The sequence below is a fragment of the Mycetohabitans sp. B8 genome (assembly GCF_021991875.1).
Taxonomy (GTDB): Bacteria; Pseudomonadota; Gammaproteobacteria; order Burkholderiales; family Burkholderiaceae; genus Mycetohabitans.
On record NZ_JAHLKR010000005.1, the window covers coordinates 79,477 to 96,143 of the forward strand.

The window sequence follows — 16,667 nt, forward strand, 5'->3', positions numbered from 1 at the left end:
GGCCAACGGGACGCGCTCGCCGGCGACGGCTCGCTCAGTGTTCCTTTTCGTCCAGTAGCTTGAGTAGCCCGCGCAACGCATGTGCGGCCGCCTGTTTGCGAATCTGGCCACGATCCCCACGCAATAGCTGGATCTCGCTGACCGTATGCAATCGGTTTGTCCACGCGAACACGACAGTGCCCACCGGCTTGGCCTCGCTGCCACCGTCCGGGCCGGCCAAGCCGGTGATCGACAGCGCGAGTTGGGCGCGGCTGTTGCGCAGCGCGCCTTCAGCCATCGCTCGCGCCACAGGCTCGCTGACCGCGCCGTGGCGCTCGATCATGTCAGCCGGCACGCCAATCATCTCGGTCTTGGCCAGGTTCGAATAGGTCACAAAGCCCCGCTCGAACCAGCCGCTGCTGCCCGGGATGTCGGTGATCGCCGTCGCGACCATGCCGCCGGTGCACGATTCCGCGGTGACGAGCATCAGGCGCTCGTCGCGCAAGCGGTTGCCAATGCGAATCGCAAGTTGGTGGACTACCGTGTCAGTTGCCATCGAATTAAACTTGTTGTTGGCGAGCAAGGGGGAACCACCTGTCATCATCGCGTGCGTGCTGTCGCGACGCGTCAAAGCGAGCGTATCAGCGCGATGACGAGCAATGTGAAGAATGCTGCGACGATGTCGTCGAACATGATGCCGAAGCCGCCTGACAATCGCCTATCAAAATAGCGGATTGGCGGCGGCTTGACCATATCGAAAAATCGGAATATTAGGAACGCGCCCAGTTGGCCGGCAAAGTTTGCCGGCGTGACGAACAGCAGCACCAGCCAGATCGCGACGATCTCATCCCAAACCGCCGCGCCCGGGTCTTTCACGCCCATGCGTCGCGCCGTGAAGCCGGTGCAGCCGCATCCGGCGACAAAGCCGACAATAATCAGCATCCACCATTGCACGACGCTTAGGTACGGGTTCAATGCGATGAACGACAGCCAACCGAACAGGGTCCCGACCGTGCCGGGCATCACCGGTGACAGGCCGCTGCCAAAGCCCAACGACAACACGTGCAGCGGATGGGACAACATGAAGCGTACGGTGGCGCGTGAGCGCGGCGCGGCGTCGGGGCCGGGCGGCGTGCTGCCGGGGGTCACCGGCACGATATGCGGCCGGTGCGAATTGGAGTGGGACGGATCATTCTGCATGGAAATGGTCAAAACTGCGCCAAGTTGTGCCGATCTGGGCGCCGGACGCATCGCACCAATGCACCGCGTGCGAGTCGACAGCGGTGGTGTCATCCGCGGGTGGATCGGCAAGGGCGTCTATTGTACCTATCCGCGTGAGTGGCACGCTGATGCGTGCGGCGAGCGCGAGCAGCGTGTCGCGTCGGCTGGGCGGCGCGGTGAAGCACAGCTCGTAGTCGTCGCCGCCCTCGATCGCGCAGCGGTGTTGGATCGACAGAGGCTGCGCGCGCAGGGCGGCCGAGCGCGGCAGCGCGTCGACATCCACGCGCGCGGCCACGTGGGAGCGCTTGAGAATGTGTGCCAAGTCCCCGGCCAGCCCGTCGGACAGGTCGAGCGCGGCGTGCGCAACGCCCCGTAGCGCCATGCCGAGCGCGATACGGGGTTCGGGCATCTGCAGGGCATGACGTAACGCGGGCAACGCGTGCGCGGCGAGCGGCCATTCTCCGCGCAGCGCGCCCAGCGCCAAGCGCGCGTCACCTAGTGCACCAGATACCCAGATATCATCGCCGGGCTGGGCGGCGTCGCGGCGCAGTGCCTGGCCACGGGGCACGTCGCCGAACACAGTGATGCAGATGTTCAACGGTCCCGCGGTGGTGTCGCCGCCGACCAACTCGCAGCCGTGGCGATCGGCCAGCGCGAATAGTCCGTGCGCAAATGCCTCGAGCCAGTCTTGGCGCGCTGCGCCCGCATCCGGCAGCGCCAGCGCCAGCGTGAACGCGCGCGGTTCGGCGCCCATCGCGGCCAAGTCCGACAGGTTGACTGCCAAAGCCTTGTGCCCCAGCGTCGCCGGTGGGACGTCAGCGAAGAAGTGGCGCCCTTCGATCAGCATGTCGGTGGACACCGCCAATTCATGCCCGGGCCGCGCGGCAAGCAACGCGCAATCGTCGCCGATGCCCAGCACGGTGTCGCGGCGTGGTGGCCCACTGCGGGCAAAATAACGATCAACGAGTTTGAATTCAGATAAGGATGTCGGCATGGTGCGTGAAGAAGCCTGCATGACAGGGGTGCGCGCCGCGCCTTGCGCGACGCTGCTGCACGGTGTCGGCATCGCGGCGGCGGTCGGACAGCGCCGGTCTAAGATCCGCCAATGACGCTACAATGCAGCTCGACTACGCATTCTAATCCGCACTGCCAGGCCTTTATGTCCACACCGACCAACAACAAGCTGCGCGAAGCCGCGCTTGATTATCACGAATTCCCGACCCCGGGGAAGATCGCCATCGCGCCCACCAAGCAAATGATCAATCAGCGCGATCTCGCGCTGGCCTATTCGCCGGGCGTGGCGGCGGCGTGCGAAGAAATCGTGGCTAATCCGCTTAACGCGGCGCGTTTTACCGCACGCAGCAATTTGGTGGGCGTGGTGTCGAACGGCACGGCCGTGCTGGGGTTGGGTGATATCGGTCCGCTTGCGGCCAAGCCGGTCATGGAAGGCAAGGCCGTGCTGTTTAAGAAGTTTGCCGGCATCGATGTGTTCGACATCGAATTGAACGAAAAGGATCCGCACAAGCTGATCGAGGTGATCGCCGCGCTGGAGCCGACCTTTGGGGGGATTAACCTGGAGGACATTAAGGCGCCGGATTGCTTCACGGTCGAGCGCGAGTGCCGTAAGCGGATGAAGATCCCGGTATTCCACGACGACCAGCATGGCACCGCGATCGTGGTGGCCGCGGCGGTGACCAACGGGCTGAAGGTCGTCGGCAAGTCGCTTGGCGAGGTGAAGGTGGTGGCCTCCGGTGCGGGTGCCGCGGCGCTTGCGTGCCTGAACCTGCTGCTCGACATGGGATTGAAGCGCGAGAACGTATTTGTCACGGACCTGGTCGGCGTCGTCTACGAGGGCCGCACGGAGCTGATGGACCCGGACAAGGCGTTGTTCGCGCAGGTCACCGACGCGCGCACGCTGTCCGATGTGATCGGCGGCGCGGACGTGTTCCTCGGTTTGTCTGCCGGCGGCGTGCTCAAGCCGGACATGGTCAAGCAGATGGCGGCTCGTCCGCTGATCCTGGCGTTGGCCAACCCGACGCCTGAAATCCTGCCGGAAATCGCGCTCCAAGTGCGTCCCGACGCAATCCTGGCGACTGGCCGCACCGATTATCCGAACCAGGTCAATAACGTCCTGTGTTTTCCGTTCATTTTTCGCGGCGCGCTCGATGTCGGCGCGACGACGATCACCAAGGAGATGGAAGTCGCCGCGGTCAACGCGATCGCTGAACTGGCGCGCCAAGAGCAGAGCGACATCGTGGCAACGGCGTACGGGATCCAGGACCTGACGTTCGGCCCAGAGTACCTGATTCCGAAGCCGTTCGATCCGCGGCTGATCGTGAAAGTCGCGCCGGCGGTCGCGCAGGCCGCAATGGATTGCGGCGTTGCGACGCGACCGATCGAGGATATGGACGCCTACAGGCAGCATCTGCAGCAGTTCGTGTATCACAGCGGCACGACGATGAAGCCGATCTTCCAGATCGCGCGCGGCATCGACGCGGACAAGAAGCGCATCGTGTTCGCTGAGGGCGAGGAGGAGCGCATCCTGCGCGCGGTACAGATCGTGGTCGACGAACGGCTGGCCAAGCCGATCCTGATCGGACGACCGGCGGTGATCGAGCAGCGCATCGCGCGCTACGGGCTGCGCCTCGTGCCGGGACAGGATTTCACGATCGTCAATACCGACCACGATGAGCGCTACCGTGATTTCTGGCAGACGTACTTCAAGATGATGGCGCGCAAGGGCATCACGCAGCAATTGGCGAAAGTCGAAATGCGGCGACGCACCACGCTGATCGGCTCGATGCTGGTACTCAAGGGTGAAGCCGACGGGATGATCTGCGGCACGATTTCGACCACGCACCGGCACTTGCATTTCATCGACCAGGTCATCGGCAAGCGCGCCGGCTGCTCGGTCTACGCGGCGATGAACTGCCTGGTGTTGCCAGACCGGCAGATCTTCTTGGTCGACACGCACGTGAACGTTGACCCGACACCGGAGGAGTTGGCCGAGATCACGTTGATGGCTGCGGACGAGGTGCGTCGTTTCGGCATCGAGCCGAAGATCGCGCTGCTATCCCACTCCAATTTTGGTTCGAGTAACGCGCCGAGCGCCAAGAAAATGCGCGACACGCTTGCGTTGCTGCAGCAGCGTGCCCCGCAACTACAGCTCGACGGTGAAATGCATGGCGATGTCGCGCTCGATGCGAATCTGCGCAAGTTCGTGCTGCCGGAGGCGACGCTCGAGGGCGACGCGAACCTGCTGATCCTACCCAACATCGATGCAGCCAATATTTCATACAACCTGCTCAAGGCCGCGGCGGGCAACAACATCGCGATCGGGCCGATCCTGCTGGGCGCGGCAAAGCCCGTACACGTGCTGACCGCGTCCGCGACCGTGCGGCGCATCGTGAACATGACCGCGCTGCTGGTGGCCGATGTGGCCGCGGGCGCCAAGGAATCGGGTGGGTGAACCCAGGACTCGGGTGAGTGATGAACCGTGGGACGGCAGGCAACGGCTCTGCCACCGCGGCACGGCATGTGCCGTATCAGGCAGCGCATCGAAACCGGATGCAAAAAAGCGTGTGTCACGGATGAGGCACGCAGGCGGCGGTTGGGGGCAACCGCCGGACTGCTCGACAATGCTGTGCGACATTTACGCGCAGCACCCAGATGCTTCACCGCTCCAACGCGACCTGTCGGTCGCGCCATCGGGGCCAAAGCGAGCCGTTACGCCGTTGCGCAAACGTTTGCGCGCCTGTATTTGAATGCTGTGAAGGCGCGGTTCTCGATGCAAGCGAATGTTTGATGACTGCAGCGATCATCCAAACTTGGATTGCTTCGTAGATACTTTAGTGATGTTAGACTCCCGCCCCGTGTGCTAGTCGTGAAAATTTAACCTTGCAATGGCCTAACACCATTGATTATTAAGGCCATTCGGGATAACCTTACGTTTTTAATGGTCGTGTACGCGTCCTCTTCGCGAAACGAGATACATGATCGGCAAATGGCTCTGTCACGGCACGCTTGCGGTGACCGTGTCCGTCACCAGCGTGCCAGGCTTGGTTTCCACTGCGTGGGCGCGAACTCGCCGCCGTCAAACGCGCCCATTGGCGCCACGCCCGGCGAGGTGTCGATTGCTGGGCTGCCTGGTGAAGTACCGTTCACGTTCAAATCGATCCAGGCCGGCCGTCCGTTCCCTTATCCGAAGGATGGCGACGTGTTCGGTCATATCGAGCGGCGCCTGCCGGTGCGGCTCCGTGGCTATTTTCACGAGCACACGGTGAAGACGCCGCGCGCGCCATCGCGGAGTACGTAGCATCGTCCGCGGGAGAGCGCCGTGTTATATCGGTGAATGCTATTACACCGGCGACCATTATGCGAGTTTCAAACGAATTGTGGGATGACTACGGTTATGAGCGACAACACTTATTCGCACGGCACCGGGGTCGCGCGCGATATCTTCGCGCTGAACGACAGCAGGTTGTTTCAGCGCGTGCTGCGCCAGCAGGACGCCGAACGTGAGCGCCGTGCCGGTGCGCTGCTGTCCAACGAGGCAAACATGAGTCTTTTCAAGACGGTGCGCTCGAACATCGTGCAATCGATCCGTGCGTTCCGCGTGCCGGAGCTGGCCAATGAGGCGGCCCGGCTGGGCCACCATTTCCTGTATGCAAATTGCGCGGCCGCGCAGACGAAGGCGGAAGTGCTCGAAACGATCTCGACATCGTTTTTTTTCCCCAAGCACTTTGGCAAGAACTACGATGCGTTGTACGACTGCCTGACCGACGTCGTGCACAAGGCGGGAGCGCAACCTGGATTCGTGATCGTGCTCGAGGGCTTGCCTGCGACGCACAAGTTCGACAAGGAGGCGCGGGAGACACTGCTCGATGTGTTTCGCGAGGCAGCCGAATTCTGGGCCGAGCGGAAGGTGAACTTTCGCGTGTTCTATTCGTTTGCTTGACGCAGTCCGGCTTCCGGCTCGCCCGCGCGTGACGTGGGCAGTTCACGCCGGCTTTTCACCATCCGCCCCAGCGTGCCGCCAACGCGGCCAGCATCGCGATGCCGGCCGTCTCGGTGCGCAGCACGCGTGGGCCCAGGCCGAGCGGCATGAAGCCGTGGGCTATCGCGGCTGCCTCCTCGGTGGCCGACAGCCCGCCTTCTGGCCCAATCATCACGATGACCGGCGCAGCAGGTGTGGTGTCGGGCAGTGCCGCGAACGGCCGCTCGGCGCGCGGTGACAGCAACAGACGCAGTGCATTGTCACGGGGCGCAGCCACGGATGACTCGAGCCAGGTCATGACGTCGGTGGGCGGCGCAACGTCGGGCAGCCGATTACGCCCGCATTGCTCGCATGCGGCCCGCACCAGCGCCTGCCAGTGCGCGTGGCGCCGAGCGGCGCGCTCGCCCGTCAGCCGCACGACGCTGCGTGCGGTCGTCAGCGGTATCACGCCGGCCACGCCCAGTTCGACGGCTTTCTCCAGCAGCCAGTCCATTTTGTCGCCCCCGGCAATGCCTTGCGCTAGCACGACGCGATAAGGCGGCTCGACCTCCCGTGCGTCGAAGCGGCCGACTTGCACCGTCGCCGAACGCTTATCCAACTGAAGCAATTCGGCGTCGAACTGGCCACCTTCCCCGTTGAATAAGATCGCCTTGTCACCCGCTTGTAGCCGCAGCACGTGCATATGACGCACGACATCGTCTGGCAACGGCGTGCTGTGGCCGCTGTGCAGCGGCATGGGGACAAAAAAGCGAGGTGGCGATAGCGTGGTCATTGTCGAGAGGGCGGGGTGTGGCGTGTGACGCGCGCGTGCGCACCGCCCGGATTGTGTCATAACTGCGGCGGCGCAAGCGAGCCGTCGCCCGGCGATGCGTCGCGGCGTGGCATCATTTCGGCGCCGTGCCGCGATCCGGTATCCGCTCGATGAAAAAAGCATCGTGGCGGGATGGGTCATAGTATTCGAGCCCGGACAATCCCCATTGCGCCGCGCGCTCGGCCGCCCGTTGCGCGGGCAGTTGCCCGGCATCGAATGTGTCACTGACCACGGCCATCTGCCACGGCGAGCCGTATAACGGCACATACGCCTGCATGAGCGCGACATGACCAAACGCGGCGCGCAGCGTGCCGAGCAGTGTCGCGACCTGGCCGGGCTGGAACAGCGGCGAGCCGACGTGGATCGACAGTACCGCGTCGTCCACCATGCGTGTGCGCAGCAATGCATAAAAATTGCGCGTGTACAGCGCTGAGGCCGGCGAATCGGGCGGCGTCAAATCGAACACGACCGCGTCGAAGCGCTCTTGCGTGTGCTGCACAAAGTGCAACGCGTCCCCCGTGACGATCTGCACGCGCGGATCGTCGAGTGCGCCACGATGCACGCGTTGTAGGTGGCGTCGCGCCATCGCCACGACCGCGGGATCAAGCTCCGCGATGACGATGTACTCCAGTGTCTTGTACTTGAGCCACTGCCGCGCCGCACCGCCATCGCCGCCGCCGAGAACTAGCACGCGCCGCGGAGGCTGCCCCCGCGCCAGCGCGCCGGGATGCACCATGCTTTCGTGATAGAGGTACTCGTCACGCTCGGATGTCATCGGGCGTTTGTCCAGCACGAACAGCTTGCCGAGCAGCGGCGTATCCCAGAGCTCGATATGCTGATATGCCGACTCGATTGTTTGCAGCCGTCGAGCGCCGGTGAACGTGTACGCATAATATGCGCACGGACGGAACGTCAGTGAGCCGCCGTGCGCGTCCGGGCAGTCGGGGTCGTGCGTGGCGTCAACGGGCTTCACGGCGTGCGGCGGCGTGCGCGATGATGGCGAGCGCAGTTTCAATCGGCAGGACTCCTCGAGGGGGGGCATGGCGCCGTTGTGGCAGTGTGGCCAGGCAGTTCGCGATCTGCGCGTGCACCCGTGGCGCGGCGCAACGTCGCCAAGCAGCGGCAGGCCCGTCTGTTAGAATAACGTGCTTTGCGACGCTTCGCGCGCGGGCGTGCCCGCATGCGTTTCCCATTGCACCGGCGCGGCCGCGACGCGCGACGCGTGCGGCCCTGCTTTTCCTGAGTCCGGACCCGATATGACAACCCCGCCCGACACCCAGACCACCGTGATGGCCAACGCAATCCGTGCGTTGGCCATGGACGCCGTTCAGCAAGCCAATTCTGGCCATCCGGGGATGCCGATGGGCATGGCGGAAATCGCCGTGGCGCTATGGCAACGTCATCTGCGGCACAATCCGGCCAATCCGCATTGGGCGGACCGGGACCGCTTCGTGCTGTCTAATGGGCATGGGTCGATGCTGCTGTACGCACTGCTGCACCTGAGCGGCTATGACTTGCCGATGGACGAGTTGAAGCATTTCCGCCAATTGCATTCGAAGACACCCGGCCATCCAGAGGTTGGGATCACACCGGGTATCGAGACGACCACCGGGCCGCTGGGTCAGGGATTGGCCAACGCGGTGGGCATGGCGCTGGCCGAAGCGCTGCTGGCGGCCGAATTCAACCAGCCTGACGCGAAGATCGTCGACCACTACACGTATGTGTTTGTCGGTGACGGCTGCCTGATGGAAGGGGTGTCGCACGAGGCTTGCTCGCTGGCGGGCACGCTGGGGTTGTCGAAGCTGATCGTGCTGTATGACGACAACGGCATTTCGATTGACGGGGATGTCGGGCACTGGTTTGCCGACGATACGCCGAAGCGCTTCGAGGCCTATGGCTGGAACGTGATCCGCGCGGTCGATGGTCACGACGTGGACGCGGTCGACGCGGCCATCCGCGTCGCGAAGCAGTCGGACAAGCCGACGCTGATCTGCTGCCGTACCGTCATCGGCAGGGGGGCGCCGAACAAGGCCGGCGGCCACGACGTGCACGGCGCGCCGCTGGGCGCGGCGGAGATTGCCGCGACGCGCGCGGCGATCGGCTGGGGTGCCGAGCCTTTCGTGATCCCGCAGGACGTCTATGCGCTGTGGGATGCAAAGGGGACGGGCGCCCGGGCCGAGCGTGAGTGGAATGAGGCTTTTGCCGCGTATCGGGCGAAGTATCCGCAGCAGGCGGCTGAGTTTGAGCGCCGCATCGCCGGCCGGCTGCCGGCGCATTGGGCCGAGGCCGCGCAGCGGCTGATCGCCGCCGCTAACGAGCGTGCTGAGACGGTCGCGACCCGTAAGGCGTCGCAGCAGGCGATCGAGGCGCTGGCTGCGGCATTGCCGGAACTGCTGGGCGGCTCGGCCGACCTCACTGGCTCGAACTTGACCAACTGGAAGGCCAGCAAGCCGGTACGCGCGGGCCGTGAAAGCGGCGCGCCGATGCTGCAATGGGGCAATCACGTCAACTACGGAGTGCGCGAATTCGGCATGAGCGCGGCGCTCAACGGCGTGGCGCTACACGGTGGTTACTTGCCATTCGGCGGCACGTTCCTGACCTTCTCAGATTACAGCCGCAACGCATTGCGGATGGCCGCACTGATGAAGACCCGCTCGATCTTCGTATTCACGCACGACTCGATCGGGCTCGGCGAGGATGGCCCGACGCACCAGTCGATCGAGCACGTGTCGAGCCTGCGCCTGATTCCGAACATGGACGTGTGGCGCCCGGCCGACACGGTCGAGACCGCGGTGGCCTGGACGCAGGCGGTTGAGCGCCATGGGCCATCGTCGTTGATCTTTAGCCGACAGAACCTGGCGTTCTCCGCGCGAACCGACGCACAGATTGCGGCGGTCGCCCGGGGTGGATACGTGCTGCGCGACTGGAATGACGACATCCCGGCCCGCAAGGTGATCCTGATCGCGACGGGCTCCGAGGTCGAGCTCGCGCTGAACGCCGTCGAGCCGCTGGCGCGCGTGGGCATCGGCGCCCGCGTTGTATCGATGCCATCGACTACGGTATTCGACCGGCAGGATGCCGAATGGCGCGAGCGCGTCCTGCCACGCGGCGTGGCGCGAGTGGCGATCGAGGCTGGCGTCACGGGGTTCTGGCACAAATATGTGGGAATCGACGGCGGCGTGGTCGGGATCGACACGTTCGGCGAATCGGCGCCCGCCGGCGTGTTGTTCAAGCATTTTGGCTTCACGGTCGATAACGTTGTCAACACCGTGAAGTCGGTACTGGGTTAAGCCGAGAATGTGTGACGTGCCGACCGTGCGTCGCACAGTCTCGGTCGAAGCGTTGCCATTTACCCATTAGGAGATAGACATGACGATTCGCGTCGCAATCAACGGTTATGGCCGTATTGGCCGCAATACGCTGCGGGCCCATTATGAGGGCGGCAAGAAGCACGACATCGAGATCGTGGCGATCAACGACCTCGGCAATGCCCAGACCAACGCGCATCTGACCCAGTATGACACTGCGCATGGCAAGTTCCCGGGCACCGTCTCGGTTGACGGCGACTACATGATCGTCAACGGCGACAAGATCCGCGTGCTCGCGAACCGCAACCCGGCCGAGCTACCGTGGGGCGATCTTGGCGTGGATGTCGTACTTGAGTGCACCGGTTTCTTCACGACAAAGGAGAAGGCGAGCGCGCACCTGAAGGGTGGCGCGAAGAAGGTCGTGATTTCGGCGCCGGGCGGCAAAGATGTCGACGCGACGATCGTCTATGGTGTGAACCACCCGGTGCTGAAGGCGTCGGATACGGTCATCTCGAACGCCTCGTGCACGACGAACTGCCTTGCGCCGCTAGTCAAGCCGCTGCACGACAAGATCGGCGTCGAGAACGGCCTGATGACGACGATCCACGCGTACACGAACGATCAGGTGCTGACTGACGTGTACCATGAGGACCTGCGCCGCGCCCGCTCGGCCACGCACAGCATGATCCCGACCAAGACCGGCGCGGCGGCAGCCGTCGGCCTGGTGCTGCCGGAGCTGAACGGTAAGCTCGATGGCTACGCGGTGCGCGTGCCGACGATCAACGTGTCGATCGTTGACCTGTCGTTCATCGCGTCGCGCGACACGAGCGTGGACGAAGTGAACAAGATCCTGAAGGAAGCGTCGGAAGGCGCGCTCAAGGGCATCCTCGCCTACAGTGACGCGCCGCTGGTATCGGTTGACTTCAACCACAACCCGGCGTCCTCGACATTCGATGCGACGCTCACGAAGGTGTCGGGCCGTCTCGTGAAGGTGTCGAGCTGGTACGACAATGAGTGGGGCTTCTCGAACCGGATGCTCGATACGACGGTGGCGTTGGCCAACGCGAAGTAACGCGCGAGCGCACACGAAGCAGCATGTGCGACAAAAAAAGCCGCCAGGCCAGGCGGCTTTTTTGTCGGCGCGCAGCGCGATCAAGACTTGCGGTGCGGGCAGTTTTCCTTCGTGCAGGAGCCGTACATTGCGAGCGCGTGCTCCTGTAGTTTGAAGCCCCGTTCTTTTGCGATCAGCTGCTGGCGGTGCTCGATCTCGGGATCGTAGAATTCCTCAACCCGGCCGCAGTCCAGGCAGACCAGATGGTCGTGGTGCGTACCCTCATTCAGTTCGAACACCGCTTTGCCCGACTCGAAGTTGCTGCGCGTGAGCAGGCCGGCTTGCTCGAACTGCGTTAGCACGCGATAAACAGTTGCCAGGCCAATATCTAGCTCCTCATTGAGCAAGTTGCGGTAGACGTCTTCCGCGGTCAAGTGGCGCACGGAACTGTGTTGAAAAATCTCCAGAATCTTCAGGCGCGGCAAGGTTGCCTTGAGCCCCATGTTCTTGAGGTCAGCGGGATTGGTCATCGCTAGGCATCCCTAGAGTACAATGCAAAATTCTAATAGTAATGGGTTTTTGGGTATTCCGGTCGGTGCACGCGTGTCCCGGGCCCAAATCGATCAAAGCGTCAGACGCGTTTTATGGGTGAAATGAGTTCAACGTTCTTCTCCGGGTCGCGCATGCGCGCCACCGCCTTTGCGGTAACGGCCCGCGTCGTCGTGCTAGCCGCCGTGGCTTCGCTCGGTGCATGCAAGACATACGACAGCCTGACGCAACGCATCGCGCGTTCGATCACCCCATACCAGATCACAGTCGTGCAGGGCAACTTCGTATCAGCCGAGGCTGCATCGAAGCTACGCGTTGGCATGTCCCGCGACGAAGTGCGCAACGTCCTGGGCACACCGCTGCTCACCGACCTGTTCCATGCCGATCGCTGGGACTATGTGTTCTATTTCAAGCGCGGTTCGACTTCTGTTGTGCAGCAGCGAGACCTGGTCGTGAATTTCGTCGGCGATCGCGTGGCAAGCTGGACAGGGGCCGACGAGCTGCCATCCGAGTATGAGTTGATCGCCGAAATCGATGGTGACCGCAAGGGTTTGAAGAAAGCGCAAGCCGAGACCACCGCGGTCAACGCGGCAAAGGCCGCTGCGGCTGACGCGTCGGCAGCGGCGGCGAGCGCGCCGGTTGCGCAGGCGCCGGTGCCTGGCACCGCTGGTGCGGCCGCGACGAGTGGCGTCAGCAATGTGAGTGCGTTGCCGTCGTCGCAAGCTGCCAACGAGGAAGCCGCGACCGCGGCGAACCGCGCGACGGCTCAGGTCGCGCCGCAGCATATCGCGTTGCCGCCGACCGGCGTCGCACCGTCGCCGGATCCGTCCACTGGCCTGGCGCCGGCCAATGCCGCGGATCTGCAGAACCAGCCGGTGCTGGAGCCCAGCGGCATACAAGGGACGCATCAATGATGAAGATTGCCATCGCAGGGGCATCGGGCCGCATGGGGCAAATGCTGGTCGAAACGGTGCTCAATACGCCGGAAGTCACGTTGTCGGGCGCGCTGGAGCGCGCGGGCGCTGCCGCGCTGGGACAGGACGCTGGCGCATTCGCCGGGCGGCAGACCGGTATCGCGATCACTGACGACGTGGAGCGCGTGTTTGCGCATGCAGACGTGCTAATCGATTTCACGCGGCCCGAGGGCACCCTTGAGTACCTGAAGACGGCACGCCGGCACGGCACCCGCATGGTGATCGGCACGACGGGTTTTGCCGAATCGCAAAAGGCTGAGTTGGCCGCCGCCGCGCAGAACCTCGGGATCGTGTTCGCACCGAACATGAGCGTGGGCGTGAACGTGACGTTGAAGCTGCTGCAAGTGGCCGCTGCGCATTTCGCTACCGGCTACGATATCGAGATCATCGAGGCGCATCACCGGCACAAAGTTGATGCGCCGTCCGGCACAGCGTTGCAGATGGGTGAAGTGATCGCGACGGCGTTGGGTCGTGAGCTGGCATCCTGTGCCGTGTACGGACGCCATGGCGTGACCGGTGAGCGCGACCCGTCGACAATCGGGTTCTCAGCCATCCGCGGCGGCGACATCGTCGGCGACCACACGGTGATGTTCGCCGGCACCGGCGAGCGGATTGAGATCACGCATAAGTCGGCGAACCGGCTCGCGTACGCGCAGGGCGCGGTACGGGCCGCCCGTTTCCTGGCCGGCCGACCGGCGGGGCTGTACGATATGTGGGACGTGCTAGGCCTGCGCTAGCCGTCGTGCGCACGTGCGCGGCGTATCCCAACTGGCGCCGGTGTCGCGCACCATCGAGGTGTCGATCGATGCTGACGGGCACCTGTTCTGCGACGGCCAACCGGTTGACACCGCGCAGTGGTCCACGCGGTTTGCGCAGGCTGCCTATGAGCCGGTGCCGGCGCAGTTGGAACTGCGGGCCGACCATGCGACCCGCTACGAGTCGATTGCCGGCGTGATGAGCGCCGCGCAGCGGGCCGGGCTCACGCGCATTGCGTTCGTGACGCTGCCGGTCGGTGGCGGCGCGCACTGACGCAGGCAAGCGCGTGCCGCCCGCGGGCGCGCAGACGCTATAATCGGCGTTTCCCCTGGCTTTCTCGAGGCGCGGTACCGCACGTGCGCCCCTGCGCGGCATGCCGCAAGCCGATTGTCTCCGACGACTATCATGCAAGATAAATACGTTCCCGCCGATGTCGAATCCGCCGCGCAGCAAGCATGGCGGGACAACGATGTCTATCGTAGTACCGAGCGCGCCGACAAAAAGAAATTCTATTGCGTGTCGATGCTACCGTACCCGTCGGGCAAGCTGCATATGGGGCACGTGCGCAACTACACGATCAACGACGTAATGTATCGTCACCGGCGCATGAATGGGTACAACGTGCTGATGCCGATGGGCTGGGATGCGTTTGGGATGCCGGCGGAGAACGCGGCGATCGCCAACGGTGTGCCGCCGGCCAAGTGGACATACGAGAACATCGCCTACATGAAGCAGCAGATGCAGGCGATGGGGTTGGCGATCGATTGGTCGCGTGAGATTGCGACATGCAAGCCGGACTACTACAAGTGGAACCAGTGGTTGTTCCTGAAGATGCTTGAAAAGGGCATCGCGTATAAGAAGACGGGGACGGTGAACTGGGATCCAGTCGATCAGACCGTGCTGGCCAACGAGCAGGTCGTCGATGGGCGCGGCTGGCGTTCTGGCGCGGTGGTTCAGAAGCGCGAGATCCCGATGTACTACTTGCGGATCACGGACTACGCGGAGCCGTTGCTGCAGGACCTTCACGCGCTGGGGTGGCCCGAGCGCGTGAAGGTGATGCAGCACAACTGGATCGGCAAGAGTCATGGCGTGAACTTCGGTTTCCCGTATGAAATCGATGGTCAGCAACAATTGCTGCGCGTGTTCACGACGCGCGCGGACACGATCATGGGCGTCACGTTCGCCGCCATCGCCGCCGAGCACCCGCTCGCCACGCGGCTGGCGCGGGACCAACCCGCGTTGCAGGCGTTTATCGACGAGTGCCAGCGCGGTGGGGTGGCCGAGGCAGACATGGCGACGATGGAGAAGAAAGGCGTGCCCACGGGCTTCTTCGTCAAGCATCCGCTGACCGGCGCCGACATCGAGGTCTGGATTGGCAACTACGTGCTGATGAGCTATGGCGAAGGCGCGGTGATGGGCGTGCCGGCCCACGACGAGCGCGACTTTGCGTTCGCGACGAAGTACCGCCTGCCGATCAAGCAGGTCGTCGCGGCGCAGGGCAAAGTGTATTCGACTGAAGCGTGGCAGGACTGGTACGGTGACAAGGACGCCGGCGTCTGCGTGAACAGCGGCAAGTATGATGGCATGCACTACGAGCAGGCGGTGGACGCGATCGCGGCGGACCTTGCCGCGAAGGGGCTCGGCGGCAAGCAGGTCACGTACCGGTTGCGCGACTGGGGCATTTCGCGCCAGCGCTATTGGGGCACGCCGATCCCGATCATCCATTGCCCGAGCTGTGGCGATGTGCCGGTGCCGGAGCAGGACTTGCCGGTGTTGCTGCCCGAGGACCTGGTGCCGGATGGCAGTGGCAATCCGCTGGCCAAGTCCGAGGCGTTCATGCACTGCACGTGCCCGCGCTGCGGCGCCGACGCGAGGCGCGAGACGGACACGATGGACACGTTCGTCGATTCCGCCTGGTATTTCTCGCGCTATGCGTGCCCGGACGCGCCGACGATGGTGGATGCGCGCACCGATTATTGGATGCCGATGGACCAGTACATCGGCGGCATCGAGCATGCGATTCTGCACCTGCTGTATTCGCGCTTCTGGGCCAAAGTGATGCGCGACCTCGGGCTGACCGACTTTTCCGAGCCGGCGACCAACTTGCTCACGCAGGGCATGGTGCTTGACCAGACGTACTATCGCGAGGACGCGGCCGGCAAGAAGACATGGTTCAACCCCGCTGACGTGACGTTGTCATACGACGACAAAGGGCGTGCGGTCAGCGCGGTGCTGCACGCCGACGGCCAGCCGGTCGAGATGGGCGGCGTCGAAAAAATGTCGAAGTCGAAGCATAACGGCGTCGATCCGCAACATCTGATCGATTCGCACGGCGCCGATACCGCGCGCCTATTCACGATGTTCGCGGCGCCGCCCGAGCAGTCGCTCGAATGGTCCAGTGCCGGTGTCGAAGGCGCGAGCCGTTTCCTGCGACGGCTGTGGGCGTTCGGCTACGCGCATCATGCCACGTTCGCGGTGCGGCCGGCGCTGGACGCCGCGACGCTGAACGACGCGGGCAAGGCGCTGCGCCGCGAGATTCACGCGGTGCTCAAGCAGGCCGACTTCGACTATCAGCGGCTGCAGTACAACACGGTCGTGTCCGCGTCAATGAAAATGCTCAACGCGCTGGAGTCGGCCAAAGACGTCGGCACCGCGGTCCTCTACGAGGGATATGGCATCCTGCTGCGCGTGCTGTATCCGGTGGTGCCGCACGTAACGTTTACGTTGTGGCGCGAACTGGGTTACGCGACGCAATTCGGCACGCTGCTGGACGCGCCGTGGCCGAAGGTGGACGAGCAGGCGCTGGAGCAAAGCGAAGTCGAACTGGTGCTGCAGATCAACGGCAAGGTGCGCGGCGCGATGAAGGTGGCCAACGGCGCGCCACGCGAGGCGATTGAGCAGGCGGCACTCGCGCACGAGATGTTCAACAAGTTTGGCGAAGGCAAGATGCCGAAGAAGGTGGTAATCGTGCCGGGACGGCTCGTGAACGTGGTTGTTTGAGGGCTTGCATGACTGAATCGAA

14 protein-coding genes and 1 pseudogene are annotated in these 16,667 nt (G+C 63.8%); 9 read left to right on the forward strand and 6 right to left on the reverse strand.

Annotation, left to right across the window (positions count from 1 at the left end; genetic code table 11):
• Positions 1-34: 34 nt before the first annotated feature.
• The 3 genes from KQH60_RS02025 to thiL all read right to left on the reverse strand — a co-directional run bounded on the left by KQH60_RS02025 (position 35) and on the right by thiL (position 2,194).
• On the reverse strand, positions 35-535 hold the full coding sequence (locus KQH60_RS02025; RefSeq protein WP_237574927.1) for a CinA family protein: 501 nt from the start codon (positions 533-535) through the stop codon (positions 35-37).
• A gap of 71 nt (positions 536-606) precedes the next feature.
• Entirely contained in the window at positions 607-1,179 is a 573-nt protein-coding gene (locus KQH60_RS02030; protein WP_237574928.1) for a phosphatidylglycerophosphatase A, read from the reverse strand.
• A complete protein-coding gene (gene thiL / locus KQH60_RS02035; RefSeq protein ID WP_237574929.1) occupies positions 1,169-2,194 on the reverse strand; it encodes a thiamine-phosphate kinase in 1,026 nt (341 codons plus the stop codon). Before thiL ends, KQH60_RS02030 begins: the two co-directional genes overlap by 11 nt.
• A 165-nt stretch (positions 2,195-2,359) precedes the next feature.
• Here thiL and KQH60_RS02040 point away from each other — a divergent pair, with 165 nt between their 5' ends.
• The 3 genes and pseudogenes from KQH60_RS02040 to KQH60_RS02050 all read left to right on the forward strand — a co-directional run bounded on the left by KQH60_RS02040 (position 2,360) and on the right by KQH60_RS02050 (position 6,157).
• Positions 2,360-4,669 carry an NADP-dependent malic enzyme gene (locus KQH60_RS02040; protein ID WP_237574930.1) on the forward strand — a complete coding sequence of 770 codons (2,310 nt, stop codon included), beginning with the start codon at positions 2,360-2,362 and terminating at the stop codon, positions 4,667-4,669.
• 705 nt (positions 4,670-5,374) lie between these two features.
• Positions 5,375-5,603 (forward strand): annotated as a pseudogene (locus KQH60_RS02045) (ribonuclease domain-containing protein); the annotation flags it as partial.
• Positions 5,604-5,611: 8 nt separating this feature from the next.
• A complete protein-coding gene (locus tag KQH60_RS02050; RefSeq protein WP_237574931.1) occupies positions 5,612-6,157 on the forward strand; it encodes a barstar family protein in 546 nt (181 codons plus the stop codon).
• 55 nt (positions 6,158-6,212) lie between these two features.
• On the opposite strand, the gene KQH60_RS02055 is transcribed toward KQH60_RS02050, so the two are convergent.
• Positions 6,213-6,968: a 16S rRNA (uracil(1498)-N(3))-methyltransferase gene (locus KQH60_RS02055; protein ID WP_255779004.1), complete on the reverse strand. Its 756-nt coding sequence runs from the start codon at positions 6,966-6,968 to the stop codon at positions 6,213-6,215.
• Between the two features lie 112 nt (positions 6,969-7,080).
• Positions 7,081-7,923, reverse strand: a complete 843-nt coding sequence (speE, locus tag KQH60_RS02060; protein WP_237574997.1) for a polyamine aminopropyltransferase — start codon at positions 7,921-7,923, stop codon at positions 7,081-7,083.
• Positions 7,924-8,263: 340 nt separating this feature from the next.
• Here speE and tkt point away from each other — a divergent pair, with 340 nt between their 5' ends.
• Complete coding sequence (tkt, locus tag KQH60_RS02065; protein ID WP_237574932.1) at positions 8,264-10,297, forward strand: transketolase; 2,034 nt, start codon at positions 8,264-8,266, stop codon at positions 10,295-10,297.
• A gap of 79 nt (positions 10,298-10,376) precedes the next feature.
• Positions 10,377-11,387, forward strand: coding sequence for a type I glyceraldehyde-3-phosphate dehydrogenase (gap, locus tag KQH60_RS02070; RefSeq protein ID WP_237574933.1), 1,011 nt, complete (start codon positions 10,377-10,379; stop codon positions 11,385-11,387).
• A gap of 80 nt (positions 11,388-11,467) precedes the next feature.
• Here gap and fur read toward each other — a convergent pair whose 3' ends face one another.
• Positions 11,468-11,896 (reverse strand): ferric iron uptake transcriptional regulator, encoded by a 429-nt coding sequence (gene fur, locus KQH60_RS02075; protein ID WP_237574934.1) that lies wholly within the window; start codon positions 11,894-11,896, stop codon positions 11,468-11,470.
• A 114-nt stretch (positions 11,897-12,010) separates the two neighbouring features.
• Between fur and KQH60_RS02080 the strand changes: the two genes are divergently transcribed.
• The 4 genes from KQH60_RS02080 (at position 12,011) to leuS (ending at position 16,645) form a co-directional block, all read left to right on the forward strand.
• On the forward strand, positions 12,011-12,829 hold the full coding sequence (locus KQH60_RS02080) for an outer membrane protein assembly factor BamE (RefSeq protein ID WP_237574935.1): 819 nt from the start codon (positions 12,011-12,013) through the stop codon (positions 12,827-12,829).
• A complete protein-coding gene (gene dapB / locus KQH60_RS02085; RefSeq protein WP_237574998.1) occupies positions 12,829-13,626 on the forward strand; it encodes a 4-hydroxy-tetrahydrodipicolinate reductase in 798 nt (265 codons plus the stop codon). Before KQH60_RS02080 ends, dapB begins: the two co-directional genes overlap by 1 nt.
• A 13-nt stretch (positions 13,627-13,639) precedes the next feature.
• Complete coding sequence (locus tag KQH60_RS02090) at positions 13,640-13,918, forward strand: biopolymer transporter ExbD (RefSeq protein ID WP_237574936.1); 279 nt, start codon at positions 13,640-13,642, stop codon at positions 13,916-13,918.
• A 132-nt stretch (positions 13,919-14,050) separates the two neighbouring features.
• The gene (gene leuS, locus KQH60_RS02095; protein ID WP_237574937.1) at positions 14,051-16,645 is read left to right on the forward strand and encodes a leucine--tRNA ligase; all 2,595 of its coding nucleotides are present in this window, start codon (positions 14,051-14,053) and stop codon (positions 16,643-16,645) included.
• Positions 16,646-16,667 lie beyond the last annotated feature (22 nt).

Excerpts from the sequence above, each read along its gene's own strand:
- KQH60_RS02080 (WP_237574935.1), top strand. The coding sequence starts at position 12,011 with ATGGGTGAAATGAGTTCAACGTTCTTCTCCGGGTCGCGCATGCGCGCC.
- leuS (WP_237574937.1), top strand. The coding sequence starts at position 14,051 with ATGCAAGATAAATACGTTCCCGCCGATGTCGAATCCGCCGCGCAGCAA.
- KQH60_RS02030 (WP_237574928.1), bottom strand. The coding sequence starts at position 1,179 with ATGCAGAATGATCCGTCCCACTCCAATTCGCACCGGCCGCATATCGTG.
- dapB (WP_237574998.1), top strand. The coding sequence starts at position 12,829 with ATGAAGATTGCCATCGCAGGGGCATCGGGCCGCATGGGGCAAATGCTG.
- tkt (WP_237574932.1), top strand. The coding sequence starts at position 8,264 with ATGACAACCCCGCCCGACACCCAGACCACCGTGATGGCCAACGCAATC.
- fur (WP_237574934.1), bottom strand. The coding sequence starts at position 11,896 with ATGACCAATCCCGCTGACCTCAAGAACATGGGGCTCAAGGCAACCTTG.
- KQH60_RS02055 (WP_255779004.1), bottom strand. The coding sequence starts at position 6,968 with ATGACCACGCTATCGCCACCTCGCTTTTTTGTCCCCATGCCGCTGCAC.
- KQH60_RS02025 (WP_237574927.1), bottom strand. The coding sequence starts at position 535 with ATGGCAACTGACACGGTAGTCCACCAACTTGCGATTCGCATTGGCAAC.
- thiL (WP_237574929.1), bottom strand. The coding sequence starts at position 2,194 with ATGCCGACATCCTTATCTGAATTCAAACTCGTTGATCGTTATTTTGCC.
- KQH60_RS02050 (WP_237574931.1), top strand. The coding sequence starts at position 5,612 with ATGAGCGACAACACTTATTCGCACGGCACCGGGGTCGCGCGCGATATC.
- gap (WP_237574933.1), top strand. The coding sequence starts at position 10,377 with ATGACGATTCGCGTCGCAATCAACGGTTATGGCCGTATTGGCCGCAAT.
- KQH60_RS02040 (WP_237574930.1), top strand. The coding sequence starts at position 2,360 with ATGTCCACACCGACCAACAACAAGCTGCGCGAAGCCGCGCTTGATTAT.